The organism is Nocardioides sp. T2.26MG-1 (assembly GCF_950101795.1).
In the GTDB taxonomy this organism is placed as follows: Bacteria; Actinomycetota; Actinomycetes; order Propionibacteriales; family Nocardioidaceae; genus Nocardioides.
On record NZ_CATNLZ010000034.1, the window covers coordinates 36,434 to 59,052 of the forward strand.

The 22,619-nt window shown below is 71.2% G+C and carries 30 protein-coding genes; all 30 read left to right on the forward strand.

Translation table 11 applies throughout. From position 1 onward, the window contains the following. Window positions 1–72 precede the first annotated feature (72 nt). On the forward strand, window positions 73–351 hold the full coding sequence (locus QQZ14_RS20510; RefSeq protein WP_284536271.1) for a hypothetical protein: 279 nt from the start codon (window positions 73–75) through the stop codon (window positions 349–351). Beyond that, entirely contained in the window at window positions 348–644 is a 297-nt protein-coding gene (locus tag QQZ14_RS20515) for a hypothetical protein (RefSeq protein ID WP_284536272.1), read from the forward strand. The genes QQZ14_RS20510 and QQZ14_RS20515 overlap by 4 nt, the downstream gene beginning before the upstream one ends. Further along, entirely contained in the window at window positions 641–907 is a 267-nt protein-coding gene (locus tag QQZ14_RS20520; RefSeq protein ID WP_284536273.1) for a phage tail tube protein, read from the forward strand. The genes QQZ14_RS20515 and QQZ14_RS20520 overlap by 4 nt, the downstream gene beginning before the upstream one ends. After that, entirely contained in the window at window positions 904–1,179 is a 276-nt protein-coding gene (locus QQZ14_RS20525; protein ID WP_284536274.1) for a hypothetical protein, read from the forward strand. The genes QQZ14_RS20520 and QQZ14_RS20525 overlap by 4 nt, the downstream gene beginning before the upstream one ends. Beyond that, window positions 1,176–1,424 carry a hypothetical protein gene (locus QQZ14_RS20530; protein ID WP_284536275.1) on the forward strand — a complete coding sequence of 83 codons (249 nt, stop codon included), beginning with the start codon at window positions 1,176–1,178 and terminating at the stop codon, window positions 1,422–1,424. Before QQZ14_RS20525 ends, QQZ14_RS20530 begins: the two co-directional genes overlap by 4 nt. Next, window positions 1,421–1,642: a hypothetical protein gene (locus QQZ14_RS20535; RefSeq protein WP_284536276.1), complete on the forward strand. Its 222-nt coding sequence runs from the start codon at window positions 1,421–1,423 to the stop codon at window positions 1,640–1,642. Before QQZ14_RS20530 ends, QQZ14_RS20535 begins: the two co-directional genes overlap by 4 nt. Next, on the forward strand, window positions 1,639–1,863 hold the full coding sequence (locus QQZ14_RS20540) for a hypothetical protein (protein ID WP_284536277.1): 225 nt from the start codon (window positions 1,639–1,641) through the stop codon (window positions 1,861–1,863). Before QQZ14_RS20535 ends, QQZ14_RS20540 begins: the two co-directional genes overlap by 4 nt. Before the next feature lie 370 nt (window positions 1,864–2,233). Further along, the gene (locus QQZ14_RS20545) at window positions 2,234–3,448 is read left to right on the forward strand and encodes a hypothetical protein (RefSeq protein WP_284536278.1); all 1,215 of its coding nucleotides are present in this window, start codon (window positions 2,234–2,236) and stop codon (window positions 3,446–3,448) included. After that, window positions 3,445–3,771: a DUF6221 family protein gene (locus QQZ14_RS20550; protein WP_284536279.1), complete on the forward strand. Its 327-nt coding sequence runs from the start codon at window positions 3,445–3,447 to the stop codon at window positions 3,769–3,771. Before QQZ14_RS20545 ends, QQZ14_RS20550 begins: the two co-directional genes overlap by 4 nt. After that, window positions 3,768–4,037, forward strand: a complete 270-nt coding sequence (locus tag QQZ14_RS20555) for a hypothetical protein (RefSeq protein ID WP_284536280.1) — start codon at window positions 3,768–3,770, stop codon at window positions 4,035–4,037. Before QQZ14_RS20550 ends, QQZ14_RS20555 begins: the two co-directional genes overlap by 4 nt. A 140-nt stretch (window positions 4,038–4,177) precedes the next feature. Continuing rightward, window positions 4,178–5,797, forward strand: coding sequence for a phage terminase large subunit (gene terL / locus QQZ14_RS20560; protein WP_284536281.1), 1,620 nt, complete (start codon window positions 4,178–4,180; stop codon window positions 5,795–5,797). A 17-nt stretch (window positions 5,798–5,814) separates the two neighbouring features. Further along, a complete protein-coding gene (locus QQZ14_RS20565; protein ID WP_284536282.1) occupies window positions 5,815–7,473 on the forward strand; it encodes a hypothetical protein in 1,659 nt (552 codons plus the stop codon). Window positions 7,474–7,476: 3 nt separating this feature from the next. Continuing rightward, window positions 7,477–7,677 carry a hypothetical protein gene (locus tag QQZ14_RS20570; RefSeq protein ID WP_284536283.1) on the forward strand — a complete coding sequence of 67 codons (201 nt, stop codon included), beginning with the start codon at window positions 7,477–7,479 and terminating at the stop codon, window positions 7,675–7,677. Next, window positions 7,674–8,750 (forward strand): phage minor head protein, encoded by a 1,077-nt coding sequence (locus QQZ14_RS20575; RefSeq protein WP_284536284.1) that lies wholly within the window; start codon window positions 7,674–7,676, stop codon window positions 8,748–8,750. Before QQZ14_RS20570 ends, QQZ14_RS20575 begins: the two co-directional genes overlap by 4 nt. Before the next feature lie 166 nt (window positions 8,751–8,916). Continuing rightward, window positions 8,917–10,212 (forward strand): hypothetical protein, encoded by a 1,296-nt coding sequence (locus QQZ14_RS20580; RefSeq protein WP_284536285.1) that lies wholly within the window; start codon window positions 8,917–8,919, stop codon window positions 10,210–10,212. A 2-nt stretch (window positions 10,213–10,214) separates the two neighbouring features. Beyond that, a complete protein-coding gene (locus QQZ14_RS20585) occupies window positions 10,215–10,622 on the forward strand; it encodes a capsid cement protein (RefSeq protein ID WP_284536286.1) in 408 nt (135 codons plus the stop codon). Between the two features lie 11 nt (window positions 10,623–10,633). Further along, window positions 10,634–11,764 (forward strand): phage major capsid protein, encoded by a 1,131-nt coding sequence (locus QQZ14_RS20590; protein ID WP_284536287.1) that lies wholly within the window; start codon window positions 10,634–10,636, stop codon window positions 11,762–11,764. A 10-nt stretch (window positions 11,765–11,774) separates the two neighbouring features. After that, window positions 11,775–12,131, forward strand: coding sequence for a hypothetical protein (locus tag QQZ14_RS20595; protein WP_284536288.1), 357 nt, complete (start codon window positions 11,775–11,777; stop codon window positions 12,129–12,131). A gap of 75 nt (window positions 12,132–12,206) precedes the next feature. Then, the gene (locus QQZ14_RS20600; RefSeq protein WP_284536289.1) at window positions 12,207–12,608 is read left to right on the forward strand and encodes a hypothetical protein; all 402 of its coding nucleotides are present in this window, start codon (window positions 12,207–12,209) and stop codon (window positions 12,606–12,608) included. 36 nt (window positions 12,609–12,644) lie between these two features. Continuing rightward, window positions 12,645–12,977, forward strand: coding sequence for a hypothetical protein (locus tag QQZ14_RS20605; RefSeq protein WP_284536290.1), 333 nt, complete (start codon window positions 12,645–12,647; stop codon window positions 12,975–12,977). 6 nt (window positions 12,978–12,983) lie between these two features. Further along, a complete protein-coding gene (locus QQZ14_RS20610; protein ID WP_284536291.1) occupies window positions 12,984–13,418 on the forward strand; it encodes a DUF6093 family protein in 435 nt (144 codons plus the stop codon). A gap of 32 nt (window positions 13,419–13,450) precedes the next feature. Further along, on the forward strand, window positions 13,451–13,798 hold the full coding sequence (locus QQZ14_RS20615) for an HK97-gp10 family putative phage morphogenesis protein (RefSeq protein ID WP_284536292.1): 348 nt from the start codon (window positions 13,451–13,453) through the stop codon (window positions 13,796–13,798). Continuing rightward, window positions 13,798–14,289: a hypothetical protein gene (locus QQZ14_RS20620; RefSeq protein WP_284536293.1), complete on the forward strand. Its 492-nt coding sequence runs from the start codon at window positions 13,798–13,800 to the stop codon at window positions 14,287–14,289. The genes QQZ14_RS20615 and QQZ14_RS20620 overlap by 1 nt, the downstream gene beginning before the upstream one ends. 47 nt (window positions 14,290–14,336) lie before the next feature. After that, window positions 14,337–14,606 (forward strand): hypothetical protein, encoded by a 270-nt coding sequence (locus QQZ14_RS20625; RefSeq protein ID WP_284536294.1) that lies wholly within the window; start codon window positions 14,337–14,339, stop codon window positions 14,604–14,606. Between the two features lie 6 nt (window positions 14,607–14,612). Further along, window positions 14,613–15,125 (forward strand): phage tail tube protein, encoded by a 513-nt coding sequence (locus QQZ14_RS20630; RefSeq protein WP_284536295.1) that lies wholly within the window; start codon window positions 14,613–14,615, stop codon window positions 15,123–15,125. Between the two features lie 118 nt (window positions 15,126–15,243). Then, window positions 15,244–15,936 (forward strand): hypothetical protein, encoded by a 693-nt coding sequence (locus QQZ14_RS20635; protein WP_284536296.1) that lies wholly within the window; start codon window positions 15,244–15,246, stop codon window positions 15,934–15,936. A 68-nt stretch (window positions 15,937–16,004) separates the two neighbouring features. Continuing rightward, window positions 16,005–16,355: a hypothetical protein gene (locus QQZ14_RS20640; RefSeq protein ID WP_284536297.1), complete on the forward strand. Its 351-nt coding sequence runs from the start codon at window positions 16,005–16,007 to the stop codon at window positions 16,353–16,355. A 69-nt stretch (window positions 16,356–16,424) separates the two neighbouring features. Beyond that, the gene (locus QQZ14_RS20645; protein WP_284536298.1) at window positions 16,425–20,609 is read left to right on the forward strand and encodes a phage tail tape measure protein; all 4,185 of its coding nucleotides are present in this window, start codon (window positions 16,425–16,427) and stop codon (window positions 20,607–20,609) included. A 4-nt stretch (window positions 20,610–20,613) separates the two neighbouring features. Next, complete coding sequence (locus QQZ14_RS20650) at window positions 20,614–21,045, forward strand: hypothetical protein (protein ID WP_284536299.1); 432 nt, start codon at window positions 20,614–20,616, stop codon at window positions 21,043–21,045. Window positions 21,046–21,049: 4 nt separating this feature from the next. Next, on the forward strand, window positions 21,050–22,615 hold the full coding sequence (locus QQZ14_RS20655; RefSeq protein WP_284536300.1) for a hypothetical protein: 1,566 nt from the start codon (window positions 21,050–21,052) through the stop codon (window positions 22,613–22,615). The last annotated feature ends 4 nt before the right edge of the window (window positions 22,616–22,619 follow it).

Consider the following 22,619-nt stretch of genomic DNA (forward strand, 5'->3'; position numbering starts at 1 on the left):
GCAGGGCTGTGGCTGCCACGAACGCCCGGCCGCGTATGTCCCGACCCGACCCACCGCCGAGGAGGCCACCCGATGAAGACCCGGCTCAAGGACCTCGCGCTCGCCACGGCGGGCTGTGTGCTCGCCGCGGTGATCGTCTACGTCGTGCTGTTCGTGCTCTCGGTCGTGATCGTCGGCCTCGACCGCGGCCACGAGCCGGTCACCCGCTCGTCCACCGTCGAGGTGGCAGGCCAGGCCGCTGCGCTCGCGCTGTTCGTCGAGGTGTTCCTCGCCGCCGCGGCCGGCCTGGTGGTTGGCGCGTGGTTCGGTCTCGCGGCGATCCTTGTGCGGCTCACGGAGGGACGGCGATGAGCGACCACCTCGACGCGATCGACATGGCCGCCATGCGAGCCGACACCGAGCGTCACCTCCGCGACGACACCGGCTGCCGGTCGTGCGCGCAGAACGTGCTCCGGCTCCTCGACATGGTCGAGCCGTTCCCCACTGCCCCGGCCGAGCGTCAGACGTGGGAGCGGCGTGTGGCCGGCACCGACATCGCCGAAGTCCGGATCCACCTCGACGTCGACCATGAGGGCCGGGTCCGGATCCACGAGGCGCTCGCCGCGCGGTTGCTGCACGAGGCCGGATGGGAGCGCACAGCATGAGCCGCCGCACCCACGCCTGCCTCACCTGCGCCGGCCACACCCGCCACGACGACCAGGTCTGCGCGGCCTGCCGCCGCGCGGGCCACTCCCACCACCGCGGCGTCGTCCGGCTCACCCTGCTGGCCGACGTCGCCGACCCGCTCCGCCCGACCAGGGTCGAGATCGAGGCCGGCGTCGACCTCACCGCCGCGCTCCTCGACGTCAAGGCCACGTGGCGCGGCACCGACACCGAGACCCACACCTACCCCGGGAGGTACGCATGAACCCCGTCGACTACGCCACCCGCTGCGCCGCCCTCACCCGCCGCGGCCTCTCCCTCGCCTGCGCCTACGACCTCGCCCAGACCGTCAACACCGTCCTCCTCTGCGAGCTCGAGGACGCGACCGATGCGGCCCTGGTCCAGGTCAGCCGCCTCCACCTGGCACGGCAGGCCCAGGCCGAGGCGCTCGGGGCTGCGGTGTCGGCGGCGACGTTGCTGTCGGTCCGGACGGGCCCGCGCGGTGCGCCGCTGCTGTGGGACGGAGACCAGGCATGAGGGGCCTCGTCGACTGGCTGCTCTTCGCCCACCTCCCCCTCACTCCGCTCGGGCTGTTCGGGGTCGTCTACTGGTCGCGCTGGATCGGTGACCGTCTCGACCGGTGGATCGAACGGCGTACGACGGACGTGATCGACCTCCCCAGCGGCGGCCGGATCGTGGTCCGCGGCTACCCCGACGAGATGCTCGCGGAGATCGTCGAGCAGACGGGCGGGACGCTCCGCCCACGACGGAGCGCCCGATGACCGACGAGCGGACCTGCCCCCACGAGACGAGCGAGCCCGTCGAGGTCCGCGACCACACGACCGGCGGCCTGGTGACCGTCGCCCGGATCTGCACGACCTGCCTCGCCCAGCTCCCGGCCGCGTGGGGCTGCCCCGCCTGCGAGTGGTCCGAGACCCGCGCGCTGTGCGACCCCGTCCCGCAACTCCTCCTCGCCCGACCCTGCCAGGAGCACGCATGACGTTCTACGCCTCCCCGTACGGCGGCCGGCGCTACCACGGAAACCCGTGCTGCAACGGCCTGAACTCCACCGAGATGGCTCAGTGCATGACAGGCGTCCCGTCGATCACCCGCGCCGACGTCGTACGCCGAGGCCTCACGCCGTGCCGGGTCTGCCTTCCGCCACCACTGCTGACTGCCGTCCCCGATCCCGCCCAGCCCGTCACCTCGGAGGACTCGTGACCGACACCCGCCGCCCGCCCACCTGCCGCCGAGACCACCGCGCCCGTGGGACAGACAACCCGCCGTGCTGCAACCCCGGCCACGTCCGGTGGGGTACTCAGTCGGAGAACGTGCAGGAGTCCTACGACAGGGGGCGCCGATGAGCAGGCCGAAGCCATGCCACCGCGACCGCGGTCTCGACACGCGTGTCGTCACTGGTGAGCACCGGGACGACTGCCCGATCCACGAGAACCACCCCGAGCGGTGTCCTGGGACTGACCACCGTGGGTGTGCGCCGTGCACGGCCCCGCACTGCGTGATTTGCAGGAAGGCGCACTGCGACAACGACCACCCGGTGACTTGTGCGTCCTGCGTCGGGAACATCCGCACGGTGCTCCACGACATCCTCTGGCACTGCCGCCACCTCCGCTGGCAAGCCACCCGCGCCGGCCACGACGGCCACCTCGCCGCCGCCGCCCGCATCCCCGGCGGTGACGCCCTCGTGCTCTACGCCCGCGCCGGCCGGTTCCTCGAGAACCTCAAGTGGAGTCCCCACCTCGACGACGACCACCACGAGGCCGACGTCGTCCCCGTCCTCCTCCCCCTCGCCTCCTGGGCCATCGCCTGGCGCCGCTACTTCGGCCACGACCTCGCCGCCAAGGCGAGCGTGTCCGGGATCATCCGGTACCTCACCGACGGCGACCGCCTCAACACCATGGCCCAGTGCGTCGACGGCCCGGACTGGACTGCGTTCGCGTGGGACATGGGCGCGCTGCTCCGCCAGCTCGAGGGCGTCCTGCACGACGAGACCGAGCCCGAGCAGGGGATCTCCTGCTTCGAGTGCGGGCAGCGGCTGGTGCGGAAGTTCGGGCGCCCGGCGCCGTGCAAGCATCCGACCCCGGGGCGCCGGCACCTCGCCGATGTCCGCCGCGAGGCTGCTGCGGCGGCCGACCGGATCGCGGTCATGTCCACCTACCCCGAGCTCGGCCCGCCGACGTACGCCGACCTCCGCGCCGCCCGCCGACAGCCGACCAGCGCGGAGGAGTCCGCCGCGCGCGTCCCCTGCGACGACTGCGTCCGCCGCGGGCAGGGCGGGATCGACGACCCGTCGGTCGGGCAGTCCTGGGAGTGCATCGGCTGCCGGAAGAAGTACACCCCCGGGGAGTACGCCCAGGCGGTGCGCGCCGACCTGCAGCAGGGTGGCCCGGACGGTGACGGGTGGACGTTCATCGCGATGGCTGCCGAGGCCGCGTCCACGCAGACGGGCTACCCGGTGGGGCCGGCGACGGTGCGGAAGTGGGTCGACACCGGGAAGGTGACGTCGTGCTGCCGCTGGTCTCGGGGCGTGGGCTGGGGGCAGATCCTGGTGTTCTGGCCCGACGTCGCGGAGCGGTCCGCGGCGCTGGTCGAGCGACACCTGCGGGTCGAGGAGGAGCGGCGGGTCCGGGCGGAGCAGGCGCGGCGGTTCTACGCTGTCCTGGACTCGCGGAAGATCACGAAGCGCGCAGCCGCGCTCAAGGTGGGGAAGTCGATGGGGCTGCATCCGAACCGGGTGCGGGCGTTCCTGGACGAGCTCGAGGCGGCACGGGAGAAGGAGTCGGCATGACCATCGTGGAGTTCCTGCTGGCGCGGATCGCCGAGGACGAGCGCGATGGCTGCCCGTGCCGGTTCGTAGACGAGGACCGCGACATCTGCGATGACCGGTGGCGCGCCGAGTGCGGGGCCAAGCGGCAGATCATCGCGCTCCACGAGCAAGGCGACGGGGTGTCCTACCGCGGCACCGAGTTCTGCTCCCGGTGCACGGCGTCTGGCGAGTACCCGGCAGACGACGCCTACACCGACGAGCAGAACTGGCCATGCCCAACACTGCGCGCCCTCGCTGCGGTCTACGCCGACCACCCGGACTACCGGCAGGAGTGGCGGCCATGAACAGCGACAGCCGCTGGTTCCTGATCGAGGTCGGCTGCGCCGAATGCGGGGTGACGCCGCTCGCGATGCCCCGCGGGATCTACCCATCCGAAGAGGCAGCGCGTGCCGCCACAGGGCACCGCGCGACCGAGCAGTGGTTCGCGCATCCCGACGGCGGCTCGTTCATCCAGCAGAGCGACGGCGGGTTCTGGTGCGCTCCGGTGTCCGCCCTGGCCGCGACGGACACCAAGTTCAGCGACGAGTACGACGAACGCTGGCGGCGCTGACCTAGACCAGCGTCGCGACACGAAGTGCCCAGGACCTTCGGCAGTTGACACGCGCCAACCCTGGATGTTCTCATCCCATCAGACCTTCGCGACCCCAGAACCCGGTGGAGCGGAGGTCTTCGCACGTCCAGGGGGTGACGATGACCGCCACCCAGCACCGGGCCGCCGCCGCCCGCGACGACCTCTGGATCGACTTCATCGAGGACGGCCTCGTCGGCCTCCGCGGCCGCGACCCCGACCCCACCACCGCCGACGCCACCCGCAGCTGGGCGACACCCGGCGACCTCGCCCGCGACCTCGACCCCCTCACCGTCCAGACCCCCGCCCTCGACGCCATCGACCAAGCGCTCGTCGACGTCGACAACGGGACCTGCGACCGGCTCATCATCACCATGCCCCCCCAAGAGGGGAAGTCGACCAGGGCGAAGGTCGCCGCCCTGTGGCTCCTGCACCGCAACAAGCGTCGCCGCATCATTGAGGTCTCCTACGGCCAGGACCTCGCCAACGAGTTCGGCCGCGACGTCCGGGGCTGGATCACCGGGTACAACGGCACCGACGGGATCCTCGACCTCGGTCTGCGGGTAGCGCGCGACAACGGCTCGGTCTCGAACTGGACCCTCCAAGGTCAGCGCGGCGGGCTCCGCTGCGTCGGCCTTGGCGGAGGTATCGCAGGCCGCCCCGCCGACGTCCTGATCATCGACGACCCCATCAAGAACCGCGACGAGGCCGACTCCGAGACCTACCGCGAGAAGGCCCAGAACTACTGGCGCTCGGTGCTCTCCACCCGCCTGTCGCCCCGCGCACCGGTCATCATGATCACCACCCGTTGGCACGAGGAAGACCTCGCGGGGTGGCTCCTCAAGCAGCCCGACGGGCACCGGTGGCGGGTCCTGAACATCCCCGCCCAGGCCGACCACGACCCCGCCAAGGGTGAGACCGACATCCTCGGCCGCGAGCCCGGGGAGTACATGATCTCCGCGCGGACCGACGAACACACCGGGCAACCCCGCACCGGCGAGGACTGGGAGCAGATCAAGGTCCAGGTCGGGTCCCGCGACTGGGAGGCCCTCTACCAGGGCAACCCGGCCCCGCCTGAGGGGAACCTGATCCACCGCGACTGGTGGAAGTACTACACGACCCCGCTGTGGGTGGTCCGCGACGACGGGGCGCACATCGTCACCGAGTACGACCTGATGCTGATGTCGTGGGACATGGCGTTCAAGGACACCGACTCCTCCGACTACGTCGTCGGGCAGGTGTGGATGCGCCGCGGCGCGCGGGCGTTCCTCCTCGACCAGGTCCGCGGCCGGATGTCGTTCGTGGAGACCCGCCGCCGGTTCAAGTCGTTCGCGGCCAAGTGGCCCCAGGCAGTCGCGAAGCTCGTCGAGGACAAGGCGAACGGCACCGCGGTGATCAACAGCCTCGAGCTCACGGTCGGCGGGATCATCCCCGAGGACCCGGGCCCGAAGTCGAAGACCGCCAGGTTGCAGGCCGTGTCGCCGTTCATCGAGGCCGGGAACGTGCTGCTCCCCGACCCGTCGATGCCGCACCCGATGGACCCGGACATGCCATGGGCGCCGTGGGTCGAGGGGTTCGTCGAGGAGCACGCCGCGTTCCCCACCGGCAGCCACGACGACCAGGTCGACTCCGGCTCCCAGGCCCTGAACCGGCTCCTCCTGCAACCGCTGCTGACCGGCGAAGCGTGGGACGAGGACGACCTCGACGACGAGCTGGCCGAGTTCCGGATCGTGAACTACTGACGTGAGGCGGTGACCCGATGACCCTCGAGCTCACCGAACAGCCCACCGGTCCGACGTACGCCGACCTCCTCGTCGAGCTCGGCGCCGAACGCGAGATGAACGAACTCCTCGTCGAGGCCGTCTCCGACCTCGAGATCGCCGCCGAGGACCGCGGCTGGCGGGTCGCGTCGATGCGGCTCGAGCAGGAGTTCTCCCGCCAGGGCCTGGCCGCCGTGGTCGACAACTGCAGGCTCATGTCGATCGCGTCCCCGCTGGTCAAGCGCGGCGTGCAGCTGCGCCTCGGGTACGTGTGGGGGCAGGGCGTGTCCATCCAGGGCCGCGCCGCCGAGGCTGACGCCGCCGACGGCGGGCAGGACGTCAACGCCGTCGTGCAGGCCTTCTGGGACGACCCCTCCAACCAGGTCGCGCTCACCTCGAGTGAGGCCCGGGAGACCAACGAGCGGACCCTCGGCACCGACGGAAACCTCTGCTTCGTGCTGTTCCCCGACCCCCTCACCGGGCGGGTGCAGGTCCGCACCACCCCGTTCGAGGAGATCCAGGACAAGATCACCAACCCCGACGACCGCGCCGACGTCTGGTTCTACTTCCGCCAGTACACCGCCACCGTCGTCGAGCCCGGGTACGCCGGCACCACGCGCCGCCGCAACGAGACCCGCCGCGTCCTCCACCCCGCGCTCGGGTTCTGGCCGGCCCAGCGGCCGAAGTCGATCGACGGGATCCCCGTCGTGTGGGACCAGCCGATCCTCCACGTGTCGGTGAACCGGCCGGCGCACTGGAAGTGGGGCATCCCCGACGTGTACGCCGCAGTCCCGTGGGCGAAGGCGTACGACGGGTTCCTCACCGACTGGGCGAAGCTCGTGAAGGCCCTGAGCAAGTTCGCGTGGCGGTTGACCGGCGACCGCTCCACGAAGGCCCGCCGCGCCGCCGAGCGCCTCACCGCCGCGTTCCCCGGCCGCCTCGACACCGAGGCCGCGCTCGCCGGGCAGGGGTCCGGGGATGTAGGGAACGTCGCCGGGATGGGGCCCGGGGTGAACCTCGAAGCGATCCCGAAGTCCGGCGCCACCATCGACTCCGGGTCGGGCCGGCCGCTGGCCGCGATGGTCGCCGCCGCGCTCGGCGTGTCCGTCGTGGACCTCCTCGCTGACCCCGGCGTCACCGGTGCCCGGGCGGTCGCCGAGACCATGGACAAGGCCATCGTCGGGGAGATGAACCTCCGCCGCGGCCTCTGGACGTCGGTCCTGCAGACCATCCTCAGCTACGTCATCGACCAGGCCGTCCGCGCACCCCGCGGCCCGCTGGCCGGGACCGTCCTGCGTGACCCCCGCACCGGCCGGGAGACCATCACCCTCGCCGGCGACGTCGAGCGGACGGTCGAGGTGAAGTTCCCCGACCTCAACGAGCTCGACCCGGTCAAGCTCGTCGCCGCGATCGTCGACGCCGACGGGACGGGGAAGCTGCCCGACAAGCTGACCTGCAAGCTCCTGATGCAGGCGCTGCGTGTCGACGACGTCGACGAGCTCCTCGACGAGCTGTTCGATGAGGACGGGCAGTGGAAGGACGGCATGGAGCCGTCCGGGTCCGCGACGTCGGCTGGGAACGAGGCCGTGCGCCGGTTCCGTGCCGGCGAGGACCCGGCCGCGGTCCTCGACCCCCCTGACGACCCCGCTGGGGGCTGACCCATGGCTGGGCGGGTGCGGGTCGTGCAGGTCCACGTCGAGGTCGTCGACCAGACGATGGGGCTGTGGTGCAACCGGTGCATGTTGTCGACCGGTGTCTCCGTCACGGTCGCGATCAGCCTCGGTGACCGGATGCACCTGCAGGAACGGCTCTGGTGTGTCGAGCACGAGGGCTCCCGCGGCGTCGTACGGGACCCGTCGTGAGCGTCACCGACCGGACCCTGCGGCTGCAGCGGCGCATCGAGCGGGACCTGAGGAAGATCACCGACCGCCAGACCCGGACGCTCGTCGCGGCCTGGGCCGACGCCTGGGACGAGGTCGCCCCGGATCTGACCGCCACGCTCCTCGACATGCTCACCGCCGGGGACAAGATCACCCGTGCGCAGCTGCTCCGCTCCGAGCGGCTCCGGAAGGCGCTGACCGTGATCGCCGACCGGCTCGACACCCTCGCCGCTGACGCAGGGGTCCTGATCATCGGGGACCTCCGCACCGTGATCGACCAGGCCGGCGGCGCCCAGGCATCCGTGATCGACTCCCAGCTCCCGCCCCGCTCCGGCCTGCTCGACGGGCTCGACACCTGGTCGAGGGTCGATGAGCGGCAGATCGCCGCGATCGTCGCCCGCTCCACGAAGCGGATCACTGCCCGCACCCGCCCGCTGTCCCGCACGGCCTACACCGCGGTCCGCCGCGAGCTCCTCCGTGGTGTAGCGGCCGGGTCCAGCCCCCGCGTGACCGCCCGCCGCATCGTCGCCCGTGTCGACGCCGCCGGGGAACGGTTCAACGGCGGCCTCAACCGGGCCCTCACCATCGCCCGCACCGAGACCCTCGACGCACACCGCGAAGGCGCACGGATCGCCCGCACCCAGCACGCCGACGTGCTCACCGGATGGCGGTGGGTCACCCACCTCGACACGAACACATGCCCCGCCTGCGTCGGGATGGCCGGCACCATCCACCCCGTCGAGGAACCTGGCCCGCTCGGGCACCCAAACTGTCGGTGCACCGCGGTCCCGGTCCCGAAGCCCTGGCGAGACCTCGGGTTCACCGACATCACGGAGCCGGCTGGTATCTACCCCGACCCGCAGCTCTGGTTCGATCGGCTAACGGTCGAGGAGCAGCGCGGGATCCTCGGCCCGGCACGGCTCGAGGCCTACCAGATGGGTGACTTCCCGATGAGCGCCTGGGCCGTGCGGCGCAGCAACCCGGGGTGGCGGGACTCCTACCAGCCCGCGCCGGCGCCTCACAGCGGCGGTCGTGTGTCCCGCACCGCCGCCTGACCCGGCTCGTACACCGGGGTCCCGCAGAGCTGGCATACCAACACCTGGTCCGCGCCACGGGGCGTGGCTACGACCTCCTCCAGATCGAAGACGTGCGTGCAGTCCTCGTCGTCGTCCATGCCCACCACCGCACCGTACCCCGCCATACCGCGACCCGGGAGGTCCCATGTCCAAGCTCCTCCAGGAGACCGGCCGCATCACCGAGGCGGCGGTCGCCAAGGCCAAGGAGACCGGCCGCCTGCCGGTGCAGCTCGTCTCCCCCGGATGGGGGTCATCCGGCTACTACTCCGCCGAGGTCCTCGAGCAGGCCGTCAGCGACGGCCTCTTCCCGGCCGGGATGCACATGTACGCCGACCACCCGACCGCTGAGGAGGCGAGGGCCCGCCCGGTCCGCTCCATCAAGGACCTCGTCTCCGTCAGCGTGGCCGAGGCCCGGATCGCGACCGACGAGGACGTCGCCAGCTGGGGCGCAGAGCTGGGCGCCGTCGTCACCGAGGCCGACGTCCTCCCCGCGTGGCGCGACCTTGCCCTCAACGAGAGCTTCTCAGCGGCGATCGGACTCTCCATCCGTGGGGACGGCGAACTGGTCGAGGGTGAGGCCGACGGCCGCACAGGGAAGATCGTCGAGTCCCTCATCCACATCCAGTCCACCGACTGGGTCACCCGCGCCGGCCGCGGCGGGAAGGTCCTCTCCCTCGTCGAGTCGGCCCGCGCGAACGCCCGCGCCATCGAACGCGGCATCGACGAGTCCACCGTCAACGACACCCGCGAGGCCCTGCAGACCATCCTCCGCGACGCCTACGGCGGCGGCGACCACACCTGGGTGTACGTCCGCGACTTCGACGACTCGACCGTCTGGTTCGAGATCGACTCCCCCGGCGACGACGCCGGGATCTACGGCCAGGAGTACTCCACGGCCGACAACGGCGCACTCGCGCTGACGGGCGACCGCACCGAGGTGCGCGTCCAGACCACCTTCGTCCCGGTCACCCGGCCGGGCAGCACCACCACCACCACGGAGTCCAAGGAGATCCCCATGGGCATGAAGCAGATCGAGGAGGCCGAGCTCTCGCGCCTCCGCGAGGACGCCGGCCGGGTGACCGCGCTCGAGGAGCGCGCCACCACCGCCGAGCGTGAGCGTGACGAGCTCCGCGAGGAGAAGGCCCGCACCGGCCGCGTCACCCGCGCGGCCGACATCATCGAGGCCCGCGCCAAGGAGGCCGGTGTCTCCTACACGCCGCTGGAGGTCAAGGGCCTCTGCGTCGACCTCCCCGTCAAGGAGGACGGCGGCCTCGACGAGGCGGCGTTCACGAAGACCGTCGACGAGGACGCCGCGTCCCGCAAGGCCGACGCCGGCACCGGCAAGGTCATCGGCCACGGCGGCGGCACCGTCGTCGAGGCCGGGAAGGCCCCGACGCTCGAGCAGATCGACGAGGCCCTCGGCCTCAAGAAGGGGGCCTGATCATGGCCAAGAACTGCATCCTCGCACCCACCGAGCCGGCCCGGGTTCTTCCCGTCCCGGCCGGGACCGTGTCCGGGGGCCCCGTCCTGGTGGGCGGGTTCGTCGGAGTCGCGGCCGCTGACCGCGCCGACGCCGCGACCAAGAAGGGCGCCGTCGGTTGCCCCGACGGGTACGCGCCCGTCGAGGTCACTGGCCTGTGGGAGCTCAAGGTTCCCGAGGCCGTCACCGCTGCGGGCACCCCGATCTACATCGTGGCCGCCGACAACACGCTCACCACCACGGCCACCGGCAACACGCTGTTCGGCCACACCGAGCCCATCATCCAGCGCGGTGTCGCGGTCGGGGCCACCAAGGCCGTCGACTCCGGCGGCGTCGAGGGCACCGTCTACGTCCGTCCCGTCAAGGTCTGAGGAGGACCACCATGACCATGAACCTTCTCGAGATCGCTGAGGCGATCGAGGCCGAGACCCGCGGCACCTCGCCGTCGGCGCACCGTCGCCGGCTCGCCGCGAACCCCGCCGTGATGGAGGCCGCGCTCGGCATGGCGCGCCTCATCACCCACTACCGGGAGGGCTCCAAGCGTGCTGCGCTCGAGCTCACCGAGGCCCTCACGACCAGCGACCTGGCGCAGTTCGCGTCCGGGATGCTGATCGACCGGGAGATGCTGCAGAACTACGACTCGCTGCCCACGCAGTGGCCGAAGTTCCTCACCGAGACCACGCTCAAGGACTTCAAGCCGAAGTACATGAGCACCCTGGAGCTCGGTGCGCAGGTCTTCAAGGACGTCCCCGAGCGGACCGCGTACCCGATGGCCGAGGGCCCCGAGCTCGGCGAGTACCCGATCCAGGGCAAGAAGACGGGTCTCCTGTGGGGATTCTCCTTCGAGGCCGGCGTCAACGACGACCTCGACCAGCTCATGCTGGTGCCCCGGCAGATGCCGCAGATGGCCGTCGACACCGAGGACGACCGCGGCCTGCGGCTGCTCGTCAACCTCGAGACCGGCGCCCTGAACACCGGGTTCTTCAACGCCGGCAACGGCAACATCGGCACCCTCGTGCTGAACGCGACGAACCTGCAGACCGTGCTGGTCTCCCTGCGCACCAAGCGGGACCCGAAGAGCGGTGCGATCATCCCCTCCGGTCGGCTGCAGCTGGTCGTCGGGTACGCCCTGGAGGCGGAGGCCGAGCGGATCCTGAACGTGGACCGTGTCCAGGTCTCCGACGGCGCCGGCGGGTTCACCTACGAGCCGAACCCGCTCAAGGGCAAGGTCGACCTCGTCGTCAACGAGAAGCAGCTCGGCGAGTCGTGGGTCGTGATGCCCAAGCCGGGCACCGCGCGCCGGGCGCCGTTCTGGTTCGCCCGGGTCCGCGGCTACGAGCGTCCCGACTTCCGGTACAAGGCCGACCAGGGCCGGGCGATCGGCGGCGGGGACATCGTGGTCAACGAGGGGTCGTTCGACGACGACACCATCTGGTACCGCGGGCGCCACATCATGGGCGTCGCGCACGGTGACCCGACCCTGACCTACGGCTCCGACAACACCGGCGTCTGAGGAGGACGGCATGGCTGAGAACCAGAGCACCAAGGGCCAGTTCCTGCTCAAGGAGAAGGACTTCGTCAAGGTGGTCGACGCCGACGGCAACGACCTGCCGGCGGTGCCGAAGCACTGGGGCGAGGACCAGCTCCCCGCGGGTGCGTCAAAGAAGGGCCGCGCGAGCAGCTCCTCCTCGAGCAGCTCGAGCACCCCGACCCCGCCGCCGGACCCGGACGCCGAGCCGGCCGGGAACGCGTCCCGCGACGCCTGGGCCGACTGGGCCAAGCGTGTCAAGGGCGCGACCGACGCCGACCTCGTCGACACCGACGGCAAGGACCTCGGCCGCGACGAGATCAAGGCGAAGTTCGGGACCCCCGGGTCCTGACCTGACACCGGTGGGCGGGATGGCCACGCGCCTGTCCCGCCCACCGGCCACCAACGACGACTCGAGGAGGTAGCCGTGGCTGGCCCGACCTACACGTACGACGTGTCGACACCGGCCGGGATGGTGCGGTTCCTCCTGAACGACATCCCCGACGGCGCCCCGGCGACCGCGGTGTTCTCCGACGAGGAGCTCACAGCGGTCCTCGCGCTGGAGGGCGGATCCGTGAAGCGCGCGGCCGCCCAGGTCATCGACACGAACGCCACGAACGAGGCCCTCGCATCGAAGGTCCTCCGCACCGACTCGGGTGTGCAGACCGACGGCGCGAAGCTCGCGGACGCGATGCGGAAGCACGCCGCGAACCTCCGCGCTCAGGCTGACGTCGAGCTCGCGGACTCCGAGGACGGGTTCTTCTTCGACGTCATCAGCCTCGACCCGAGCGACACGCACGTCGAGCGCACTAGCTACCCGTACTTCTGACCCCCGGGTCCCCCCACCCCTGCCTAGGAGGCTGTCATGGCCACGCTCACCCCCGTCCAGGCCGCCCTCGCCGGCACCACCGTCACCATGGCTCCCGCGTCCGCCGGCGGCGACAAGGTCGACGGCGGCAGCGACGTCGCGGTCCTCGTCACCAACGGCAGCGCCGCTCCGGTCGACGTCACCATCGCCGTCCCCGGCAACACCCGCGCCGGACAGCCCGAACCCGACGTCGTCATCGCGGTCCCCGCCGGCGCCTCGAAGCTCATCGGGCCGCTCGCGGAGTTCCTCGAGGACCGGGCGACGGACTCGCTGGTCGCGATCTCCTACAGTGCGACGACCACGGTCACCGTCGCCGCGCTGAAGATCTGACCCCTGATGCGTCCGCGGCGTGCGTACGGCCGGCCGGGCACCGCGGTGATCCCGGACGGTTGGGAGGCCGACCACCGGGTCGTGGCGGAGAAGACCCACCGTGCCGCGACCGTGTCGCTGCGGCACCCCGGCACCCGGCAGGCATGGTCTGAGACGGAGCAGCAGAACATCGAGGTGCCCCTCGACCCGTACTGGACCGGGCCGGCGCGGGTCACCGAGCTCGCGACCCGTGACCAGGTGAAGGTCACCGCCGGGGACCGGGAGGTCGTGGTCCGCTACGACGTCGCCGTCGACGCCGGTGTCGTCCCGTCCGTTGACGACCTGGTCACGGTGACCGAGGTCGACGACGCGTTCCTGGCCGGCCGGACCCTGCGGGTCGCGCAGGTCTCGGGTGGGTCGCTGCGGTTCGAGCGGGTCTTCTCCTGCTCCCTCAACGACTGACCCCACCCCCACCGCTTGCGAGGAGGTGCCTGATGGGCGCGAAGCTCGACGTCTCCCAGCTCACCAGCCTCGGTGTCCGCATCACCGCCGCCGGCCCCGCCGCACACGCACAGGCACAGGCCGCGCTCGGACACACCGCCTACGCCATCCAGGGCGACGCACAGCTCATCGCCCCGGTCGACACCGGGAACCTCGTCAACTCCATCTCCACCGACATCGACGGCATGACCGCCGAGATCGGCCCCACCGCCGACTACGGGATCTGGGTCGAGCTCGGGACTTCGCGCATGGCGGGCCAGCCGTACATGGCGCCCGCGTTCGAGCGTCGTGTCCCCGAGTATCAGGCGGCGCTCGCGCAGATCGCTTCGGGCGCGTTCTGATGCCCGCGATCTCCCGCCGGCTGCTGCTGGTCTCCCTCGCCACCCGACTCCAGTCGGTGACGAACGCGACCGGCTATGTGGGGCAGATCGGCGCGAAGAACGGCCTCGACCCGACGGTCGCGGCGCCCGCCGACCCGCCCACCAAGTCCGCTACGGACCTGCGGGTCAAGCCCTACTTCATCCTCGAGCCCGGCATCGGCGCCCCCCTCGCGGGCGAGGCATCGGCCGGTGGCCCGGTCGACGCCTTCCGCGACGACGACGCCCCCTGGACCGTCCGCGCGGCCGCCGGGGACGTCAGCGACCTCCTCGCCCTCGTGGATCGCATCGACGCCGCGCTGAACGGCTGGACGCCCGACCCGGGCGTGGCCGGCGTGATCGCTGGGCCCCTGGTGCCGCAGCCCGGTTACCGGCCGCCGCTGCTGTCCGACAACGGCGTGGCGCCGCCGCGGTTCTTCACGCCCCTGCAGTACCGGCTCATCGCCCACACCTGACCCCGAGGCGCCATCCCCCTCGGGCCCGTCTGCCTGAGGAGGCACCCATGTCCATCGACGGACTCATCACCGTCTACCGCACCGACACCGGCGAGAAGGTCCGGATCCCTCCGCACTGGATGGACAACCCCACCCTCGCTGCCCCGTTCCAGCGCACCCCCTCCAGCCGCGACACCGCGGCCACCAGCCCCGACACCCCCGCACCCGCGGACCCGGTGCCGGACCTCGACAGCACCACCAGCACCCGGACCACCCGGCCCGGACGCACCACCACCGCCCAGCCCACCGAGACCCCGGCCGCCGGGGCGAAGGAGTAACTCATCATGGCTGTGAAGTCCCTGGCCGACGGCCACCTCAAGCTCACCATCCTCACCGTGAAGCCGGCCAACCCGCTGGCCCCGACCCTCGCCGAGCTCATCGCCGGCACCGACATCTCCTGCGCCGTCCTCGCCTCCGACTTCACCTGGAGTGCGGCCGACTCGGACAAGGTCAACGAGAAGGCGCTGTGCACCACGAACAACGCCAACGCGATCGGCGCCAGCAACTTCCAGGCCGGTCTGACGATCTTCCGGTACTTCGACGACACCACCGGCGCGGTCGACGTGACCGCGGACGTGGCGTTCCAGACCCTGAAGGCCAAGGGCACGACCGTCTACGGGTACCTCCGTGAGGACGGGAAGCTCTCGGCCGACGCGTGGGCGGCCGCCGACGAGGCGACGTACCTGGAGGTCCTGACGGACAACCCGCAGCGTCCGCAGAACGCGGGCGGCTACATCAAGCGGCGGATCCCGTTGGAGCCGCAGGACGGTGGCGAGGCGACGGTCGCCGCGGCCTGACCCCTCCCCGGCCGGGCCCCCAGTACGGGGTGGCGGGCGCTTGTCGAGGTCGCCCGCCACCCCTGCACCACCCCACCACCTCGACACCAACCTCGACCGCCTCGACAGGAGCACACCCATGAACGACGACCAGTCCCTCACCGGCACCACCGCCGGCCCCACGCCCTCGGCTGTGGACGCCGGCGCCGCGACCCCGTTCGGCACCCCCACCCCGCAGGCCGAGGAGATCATCACTCCCCCGCCCGTCGTACGGCAGTGGACCATCGAGGAGATCCTCGGCACCGCTAGGCCTCCCGAGCGCCATGCCCGCGTCTGCCTCCGCGGCGACCTCGAGGCCGAGCACGACATGATCCTCGCCGAGCTCGCGATCCTCGTTGACGCGCGCGGGAAGGTCATCGAGGACGACGAGGAGCGCGACGCCGCGACCCCGTCTCGGGCCGCGCGTGCCCGCGAGCTGGCCGCCCGCGACGACGTCGTACGCCGGGAGATGGCCGGCGCGATGTGGTACCCGCTGTTCAAGGGCCTCACCTCCGACCAGTTGTCGGAGTTCAACGGGCTACACCTCCCGAAGCCCAAGCCCAACGGCGAGGACTCCGACCTCACCGAGTACCACACGCTCCTCATCGCAGAGTGCTCGGTCGCGTCGAAGCACGGCCCGAAGCTGTCGGTGGACGACGTCCGTAGCCTCCGGGCCAAGCTCGGCGCCCGCGCGGTCGGTGCCCTGGCGAAGGCGGCGCGGGAGGCGTCCACTCAGGGTGGCACGGATTTTCCTCAGTTGCCGCCCGGCTGGGCTCGCCTGAAGGAGCAGTAGCCCGCCAGATCGTCACCACCGCCCGGTCGCTGGGGGTCGCCCCGACGGTGTTCGCGGGGTTGCGGCAGGTGGTCACGACGTTCCTCTACGACGACCCGGAGCACCCGGACCGGCAGACGGGGTCGACCACCACGGCGGCGTACACCTCGTCGGACCAGCTGCTGTTGATGGCGCTGGACATGTGGGAGCGGCAGCAGCAGACCCACGGTCGGGGCACGTGCGCGTGCGGATGGCCCATCGAGATCGCGTGGCACTCGGAGATGAACGGGTGGCTCGAGACCAAGGACTACCTGTGCGAGGTCTGCACGGTCCGCAAGGGCGAAGAGGTCTGGCACACCATCGTGCGCGACACCCGCCCACCGGGGCACCCGGAGCTGCCGCCGTTCGAGTTCGGCAAGACCACCACCGAGCGCGACTGAACCACCCCTGCTGCTGTATCCCTCCCGGGCCGATCCCGGGCTGACCCCCAGAACCTGGAGGTCCCCCTGATGGCTGTTGAGGCACGCTCCGTCGTCGTACGGCTCACCGCCGAGACCGCCCAGTACATCGCCCAGATGCAGGCCGCCGGCCGGATCTCCGCGACAGCGATGAAGCCGGCCGAGGCCGCGGTCATGCGGCAGTCCGCGGCGATCGACGACCTCGGCGGGAAGGCCGGGAAGCTCGGCCTCGCCGCCGCCGCGGGCCTCGCGGGCATGGGGAAGGCCGCGATCGACTGGGAGTCCCAGTGGGCCGGGGTCGCGAAGACCGTCGACGGCACCAGCGGCCAGCTGAACGCCCTCGAGGACGACCTGCGTGGTCTCGCCCGAGAGATGCCCGCCACCCACCAGGAGATCGCGGCCACCGCGGAGGCAGCCGGCCAGCTGGGTGTCGCGACCGGGGACATCACCGACTTCACCAAGGTCATGGTGGAGATGGGGGAGACCACCAACCTCACCGCGGACGCCGCGGCGACCAGCATCGCGCAGTTCATGAACGTGATGCAGACCGCGGCCGGTGACGTCGACGAGATCGGCAACACGATCGTCGACCTCGGCAACAAGGGCGCCTCCACCGAGGCGCAGATCACCGAGATGGCGCAGCGGGTCGCCGGCGCCGGCACCACCATCGGCGCGACCGAGGCGGACGTCCTCGGCCTGTCGGCGGCGATGGCGAACCTGGGGATCCAGTCCGAGCTCGGTGGCGGCGCGGTGCAGCGGGTGCTGTTGGGGATCAACACCCAGGTCGCGTCCGGTGGCGAGAAGCTGCAGGACTACGCCGACGTGGCCGGCACCAGCGCGGACGAGTTCGCGCGGGCGTGGGGGAGCGACCCGGTCCGGGCGTTCGACATGCTCGTCCAGGGTCTGGGGCGGATCCAGGACTCCGGCGGTGACGTCGCCTCGGTCCTCGGGGACATGGGGATCAAGGGCACCCAGAACCTACAGGTCATGCTCCGGCTCGCCGGGTCCGGGGACATGCTGTCCCGGTCGCTGGACCAGTCGAACGCAGCGTGGGAGCAGAACACGGCGCTGACCGACGAGTACGGGAAGCGTGCGGAGACCACCGCCTCCCAGGTCCAGGTCGCGTGGAACCAGATCAAGGACGCCGCGATCGAAGGCGGGGCCGCGGTCCTCCCCGTGGTCGCGGACATCGCGACCGGTATCGGCACCGTCGCGGACGCCTACGGGTCGCTGCCGGGCCCGATCCAGGACATCACCACCGGCGCGCTCGCCCTCACCGCGATCCTCGGCGGGGGCCTGTGGTTCGGCGCGAAGGTCGTCAACGGCATCACCTCCACCCGCGCATCCCTCGCGACGCTGCGCCCCGAGATCTCCCGCGTCGGCACCACCCTGGCCACCCGGTCCGGGGTCCGCCCGTTCATCGCCGACCTCGGCATCATGGCCACCACCTCCCGCACCGCCGGGGCGACCACCACCCGCGAACTCGCCCGCGTCCAGGCCGCCTCCCAGCGCGTCCGCTCCAGCCTGTTCTCCTCCGGCCTCAAGGGCGCCGGCCTCCTCGCCGGGATCGCCCTCGCCTCCTCCGACGCCGCCGACGGCCTCGCGCTCACCAACACCGCGTCCTACGCCCTCATGGGCCTCATCGCCGGCCCCTGGGGTGCCGCGATCGGCGGCGGTGTCGGCCTCATCAAGGACTTCCGCGACACCTCGAAGGACGCGGCCGGCGCGATCGACGGGTTCAACGACAGCCTCGACGACACCGACGTCACCCGGATGCTCGCCGGGTTCGAGGCCCTGCAGTCCAAGACCACCGACCTCAACGCCGACCTCGAGGACACCTCGTTCATCCTCAGCCGAGGGTGGAAGGACGGCCTGTCCGACACCTGGTCCGGGATCGTGGACCTCTTCGGCACCGGCGCCGACGAACTCAACCAGGCCAGCGACAAGTCGGTCGACAAGCTGACGAACCTCACCGGGGTCCTCAACGGGGTCGCCCTGGCGAACAACGACTTCATCGCCTCGGCGACCGACGGGCTGATGAACCTGCCGTACGGCAACCTCGAGGACCTCGCCCGGGTCGGGTCGAAGGTCCAGCCGGTCCTCGACGAGCTCGGGTATTCGCTGCAGGACCTGATGTCGATGAAGCCCGGGTCGGACGAGGCTGTGGCGGCGGTGCAGGCGATCAACGACGCCCTCGCGCACGCCGACTCCAACGCCGGCCGGGTGGAGGCCGTCGACAGCGCGCTGGATGGTCTCGGGAACCAGATGGAGACCACCGCGGACCGGGCCGATGCGCTCTCCTCCGCGCTCGACGACCTCCTCGACCCCAACATCAGCCTGTCGGCGGCCACCGACGAGTGGACCACGGCGCTGCGGCACCTCAACGACGACCTCGACAAGAACAACCGGACCCTGAAGGGCAACAGCGACGCGGCGATTAAGAACCGTGCCGCGATCCGCGACCGGGTCGGGCAGATCAAGGACCTCCTCGTCGCGGAGGCGGACGCGGGGGCGTCGTCGGGGAAGCTGCGGAAGTCGCTCCTCTCGCAGCGCGACGCCCTCATCGACGCCGGCAAGGCCGCGGGGATCTCGCGGGAGGACATGCGGGCGTACCTGAAGGTCCTGGGCCTCACCCCGAAGCTGATCAAGACGGTGATCCAGGCGGACACCGGGCAGGCGATGTCCGCGATGGACAAGGTCGCCAGGTTGCTGCGGTCGATGGACGGGGACACCGCCACCACCTACGTGCGGACCGTGTACCAGCACATCGGGAAGTCCACGCAGGGCGGCGGCATGGACGGCGACCCGTCAACCCCGCAGGCGGGCGGCGGGTTCGTCCCGAAGACCGGCCTCCCGTACGCCGACCGGCACCCCTACCTGTTGGCCGACGGTGAGGGCGTCACCACGAACCGCCGCGGGGAGACCGACCGGTTCCGTGACGTCATCTCCGGGATCAACGCCGGCATGACCCGCGCCCAGGTCAAGGGCATGTTGGCCGACGGCGGGTTCGCGGGCGCCGGCGGGGCACGGTCCCTGGACGAGCGGCTCGAGATCGCGCAGCTGCTGCAGACGATCCGCGGCTACCGGCACGACCTCGCCGCCGGCGGGAAGGACCATCTCAGCGGCATCGCGCGCAGGATCGCGGAGCTGCAGCTCGAGGCCGCTGAGCGGGACCTGCGTCGCGCGAAGCACGCTGATGAGCGGGAGGCCGCCCAGGCAGCCCGGGAGAAGGCCCAGGAGCAGCGGCAGCAGCGTGCCGAGCTGTCCGCTGGCCTCGGTGGCCTGTTCGACTCGATCTTCCCTCCCGCCGAGCAGACCCGGCTCCAGCAGGTCACCGCCGCGATCGCGGACTTCCAGGACCAGTGGCTCGCGGCCGGCGGGCAGTGGACTCAGGACCTGCGCGACTGGGCGCACCAGGCGGAGGCCGCTGCGGCGCAGTACGACGCGAACGCGGCCGCGATCGAGGCCGAGCAGACGAAGCGTGACGAGCTCGCGCAGACTCTCGACGAGCAGAAGTCGCAGCTCGAGCAGCTGACCTCGACGATGGAGTCGTTCGGGTCGTCGGTGGCCGGGAACTTCACCGGCAACCCGTTCACCCGCTCCAGCCTCGACCGGCCGGCGCCGGGCCAGACTGTGCTCGAGCAGCAACTCGCCGGGGCGCAGGCTGCCGGGGACGCGGCGGCGGCGTCGCGGTTGATGCAGCAGATCGCGCTCGCGCAGGCCTCTGGGGCGACGGGGCTCGAGGCGTTGCGGGCGTCGGTGGAGGGTGACATCGCGGACGCGGAGGCGTTCACCGCGGCGTTGGCCGAGCTGGCGTCGAAGGGTCTGGACACCACGGGTCCGCTCGGCGTCCTGTACGCGCAGCTCGCGGCGTCCGGGGACGTGGTGACCGCGGAGGACCTCGCTGACCTGTCGGCGGCGCAGATCGACGAGTACGAGAAGTTGTTCGCGGCTCGGGAGGACGTGGCCGCGGTGGTGGCTGCGCAGGCCACGCAGGCGATGTACGGGGAGCAGTTCGCGCAGATGGTGGCCGTGGTGGACCAGTCGACGGCGGCGGTCCGTGCGCTCGACGCGACGATCACGGTCCTGGAGGCCACGCAGGCGGTCCTCGGGGAGCAGGTCCGGGCCGGTGCGGAGGCCGGTGCGGCGCAGCTGCATCCGGACCTGCGGGCGATCAAGGGCGCGGTCGACGAGCTGCCGCGGAAGCTGCAGCAGTTGATGCGGACGAAGGGGTAGGTAGATGCCGATCATCGTCGACCTCGCCGCCGAGCCGGGTACCGGCCTGGACCTCACGGCGATCTGGTTGAACACTGCCACCGACCTCTCCGACGTCCGGTCCTTCCGGAAGGTCGGTGGCCCGCTGTCGGCGAACACCAAGGCCCGGGTCGACATCCGGCAGCTCGCGAACCGGGTCCGGCTGATCCGGCAGGGCAGCGTTACTGGTGCCGTGGATCTGGCCGAGTCGCAGAGTGTGCCCCTCGTGCACCTCGACCGCGACGACGTCGCCTGGTTGCGGGCCCGCACCGGGGTGCTGATGTGCTTCCGGGACCACGTCGGGACGAAGTTCTACGGCGCATGGTCGGAGACACCGCGTGAGGTGCAGCCCCAGTTCCGGGACTGGATCGACGTGAAGCTCTCCGTCGACCAGGTAACGCACCCCGAGGCGGTCTGACGTCGTGCAGCCGTTGACCGCGGCCCCCCGCGAGCATCTCACCGAGGAGCAGGTCCGGGACCTCATCACCGGTGACGAGGTCACCGTGTCGTCGGGCCTGGAGTTGCTGGACTCCCAGAACCGGTTCATCGAGGACATCTCCGACGACATGGTCGGCGGGACGGTCGGCCACGAGGGCCGCGGGACCGTGCATGGGACGTGTTCGTTGCAGATCCAGCGGCCGTTGGCGTGGGGTCGGGACCGGGTGCGGGTGTACCGGACCCTGTCGAATGGGGCGGTGACGGCGCGGTTCAACCGTGGCGTGTACGTGCTGACCACCCCGAAGGACCAGCGCGGGGAGACACCGCAGACGTTCGACGTGCAGGGCTACGACCTGCTGCAGCCGCTCCTCGACCCCGTCGGGGACACCTACGTGGTGATGCCCGAGGCCGGCGTCGACCTGGTCACGAACTCCGGGTTCGAGGGAGGGATCACCGGATGGGAGTCGAATCCGGCGTTCGGGGCGATGACGCCGGCCACGCTCGCGTCTTCGACACTGCACGCCTCCGCGGGTACGGGCTCGCTGGAGATCACGTGGCCGACCGCTTCCCGCTCATGGGCGAACACTCACTCCGGCGACTTCGTGGTCGGGAAGACCTACCTGTTCGAGGCCGACGTGTGGGTGCCGCTCGATGGGCCCAGCTTCTTCCGGTTCGAGGTCATCTTCCTGGCCGGTTCGCCGTGGATGGCGCCGACCAAGGGAGCCATGAACCACTTCGAGTGGCTGTGGACTGCCACGAAGTCCGATGTCTTCATCGGGCTCACGGCCCAGGACCCGGTCGCCGGCACGAAGACCTGGATCGACGGGTTCCACGCCACCGGCCAGTCCACGACCTGTCTCGACGCGGTCCGCACCGTGATCGAGTTCGCCGGCGGCGGCGCCCCGTTCTCCGTGGACGGCACCCAGCAGGTCGCCGTGTTGCCCGGCCCGATGGTGTGGGGGCTCACCGAGTCCCAGCCCACGACGTGGCTCGACATCTGCAACGACCTCCTCGACGCCATCGGGTACGGGGCCCTGTGGGTCGACCAGGACGGCACCTACCGGTCCGAGCCGTTCGTGCCCCCCGAGCAGCGGCCGGTGTCGTGGACCTTCGACCTCGCCGACGAGCGGACCAACCTCGTCGGCGGGGACCGCACCAGCGAACAGGACGTGTGGGACGCCCCGAACCGGTGGACGTTCGTGCGCCGCGGGATGGCTGTGCAGCCGGTCGAGGGCGACGGGATCTACACGGTGAACAACCTCGCCCGCGGCCCCGCCTCACAGGCATCTCTCGGGAAGGTCCGCCGGAAGACGGTGTACCTCGACGCCGTCGACCAGGCGGCGCTCGTCGCGCGGGGTGATCGGGTCGTGGCCGAGGACACCGCCGCGACCCGGACCGTGACTCTGTCGGTGGACCCGCTGCCGATCGCCGGGCACCTCGACGTCGTCCGGTACGTCGACGGGGACGACGCCGCGGTCGCTGAGGTCGTGTCGTGGGAGGAGCCGCTCGATGGGTCCCAGGGCCGTTGGGTCCTCGAGGTCGTCCTGTGAGCGG

What these genes read in the sequence shown, in the direction of transcription:
- QQZ14_RS20510 (WP_284536271.1), top strand. Translation starts at nt 73, where the DNA reads ATGAAGACCCGGCTCAAGGACCTCGCGCTCGCCACGGCGGGCTGTGTG.
- QQZ14_RS20515 (WP_284536272.1), top strand. Translation starts at nt 348, where the DNA reads ATGAGCGACCACCTCGACGCGATCGACATGGCCGCCATGCGAGCCGAC.
- QQZ14_RS20520 (WP_284536273.1), top strand. Translation starts at nt 641, where the DNA reads ATGAGCCGCCGCACCCACGCCTGCCTCACCTGCGCCGGCCACACCCGC.
- QQZ14_RS20525 (WP_284536274.1), top strand. Translation starts at nt 904, where the DNA reads ATGAACCCCGTCGACTACGCCACCCGCTGCGCCGCCCTCACCCGCCGC.
- QQZ14_RS20530 (WP_284536275.1), top strand. Translation starts at nt 1,176, where the DNA reads ATGAGGGGCCTCGTCGACTGGCTGCTCTTCGCCCACCTCCCCCTCACT.
- QQZ14_RS20535 (WP_284536276.1), top strand. Translation starts at nt 1,421, where the DNA reads ATGACCGACGAGCGGACCTGCCCCCACGAGACGAGCGAGCCCGTCGAG.
- QQZ14_RS20540 (WP_284536277.1), top strand. Translation starts at nt 1,639, where the DNA reads ATGACGTTCTACGCCTCCCCGTACGGCGGCCGGCGCTACCACGGAAAC.
- QQZ14_RS20550 (WP_284536279.1), top strand. Translation starts at nt 3,445, where the DNA reads ATGACCATCGTGGAGTTCCTGCTGGCGCGGATCGCCGAGGACGAGCGC.
- QQZ14_RS20555 (WP_284536280.1), top strand. Translation starts at nt 3,768, where the DNA reads ATGAACAGCGACAGCCGCTGGTTCCTGATCGAGGTCGGCTGCGCCGAA.
- terL (WP_284536281.1), top strand. Translation starts at nt 4,178, where the DNA reads ATGACCGCCACCCAGCACCGGGCCGCCGCCGCCCGCGACGACCTCTGG.
- QQZ14_RS20565 (WP_284536282.1), top strand. Translation starts at nt 5,815, where the DNA reads ATGACCCTCGAGCTCACCGAACAGCCCACCGGTCCGACGTACGCCGAC.
- QQZ14_RS20570 (WP_284536283.1), top strand. Translation starts at nt 7,477, where the DNA reads ATGGCTGGGCGGGTGCGGGTCGTGCAGGTCCACGTCGAGGTCGTCGAC.
- QQZ14_RS20580 (WP_284536285.1), top strand. Translation starts at nt 8,917, where the DNA reads ATGTCCAAGCTCCTCCAGGAGACCGGCCGCATCACCGAGGCGGCGGTC.
- QQZ14_RS20585 (WP_284536286.1), top strand. Translation starts at nt 10,215, where the DNA reads ATGGCCAAGAACTGCATCCTCGCACCCACCGAGCCGGCCCGGGTTCTT.
- QQZ14_RS20590 (WP_284536287.1), top strand. Translation starts at nt 10,634, where the DNA reads ATGACCATGAACCTTCTCGAGATCGCTGAGGCGATCGAGGCCGAGACC.
- QQZ14_RS20595 (WP_284536288.1), top strand. Translation starts at nt 11,775, where the DNA reads ATGGCTGAGAACCAGAGCACCAAGGGCCAGTTCCTGCTCAAGGAGAAG.
- QQZ14_RS20605 (WP_284536290.1), top strand. Translation starts at nt 12,645, where the DNA reads ATGGCCACGCTCACCCCCGTCCAGGCCGCCCTCGCCGGCACCACCGTC.
- QQZ14_RS20610 (WP_284536291.1), top strand. Translation starts at nt 12,984, where the DNA reads ATGCGTCCGCGGCGTGCGTACGGCCGGCCGGGCACCGCGGTGATCCCG.
- QQZ14_RS20615 (WP_284536292.1), top strand. Translation starts at nt 13,451, where the DNA reads ATGGGCGCGAAGCTCGACGTCTCCCAGCTCACCAGCCTCGGTGTCCGC.
- QQZ14_RS20620 (WP_284536293.1), top strand. Translation starts at nt 13,798, where the DNA reads ATGCCCGCGATCTCCCGCCGGCTGCTGCTGGTCTCCCTCGCCACCCGA.
- QQZ14_RS20625 (WP_284536294.1), top strand. Translation starts at nt 14,337, where the DNA reads ATGTCCATCGACGGACTCATCACCGTCTACCGCACCGACACCGGCGAG.
- QQZ14_RS20630 (WP_284536295.1), top strand. Translation starts at nt 14,613, where the DNA reads ATGGCTGTGAAGTCCCTGGCCGACGGCCACCTCAAGCTCACCATCCTC.
- QQZ14_RS20635 (WP_284536296.1), top strand. Translation starts at nt 15,244, where the DNA reads ATGAACGACGACCAGTCCCTCACCGGCACCACCGCCGGCCCCACGCCC.
- QQZ14_RS20645 (WP_284536298.1), top strand. Translation starts at nt 16,425, where the DNA reads ATGGCTGTTGAGGCACGCTCCGTCGTCGTACGGCTCACCGCCGAGACC.
- QQZ14_RS20650 (WP_284536299.1), top strand. Translation starts at nt 20,614, where the DNA reads ATGCCGATCATCGTCGACCTCGCCGCCGAGCCGGGTACCGGCCTGGAC.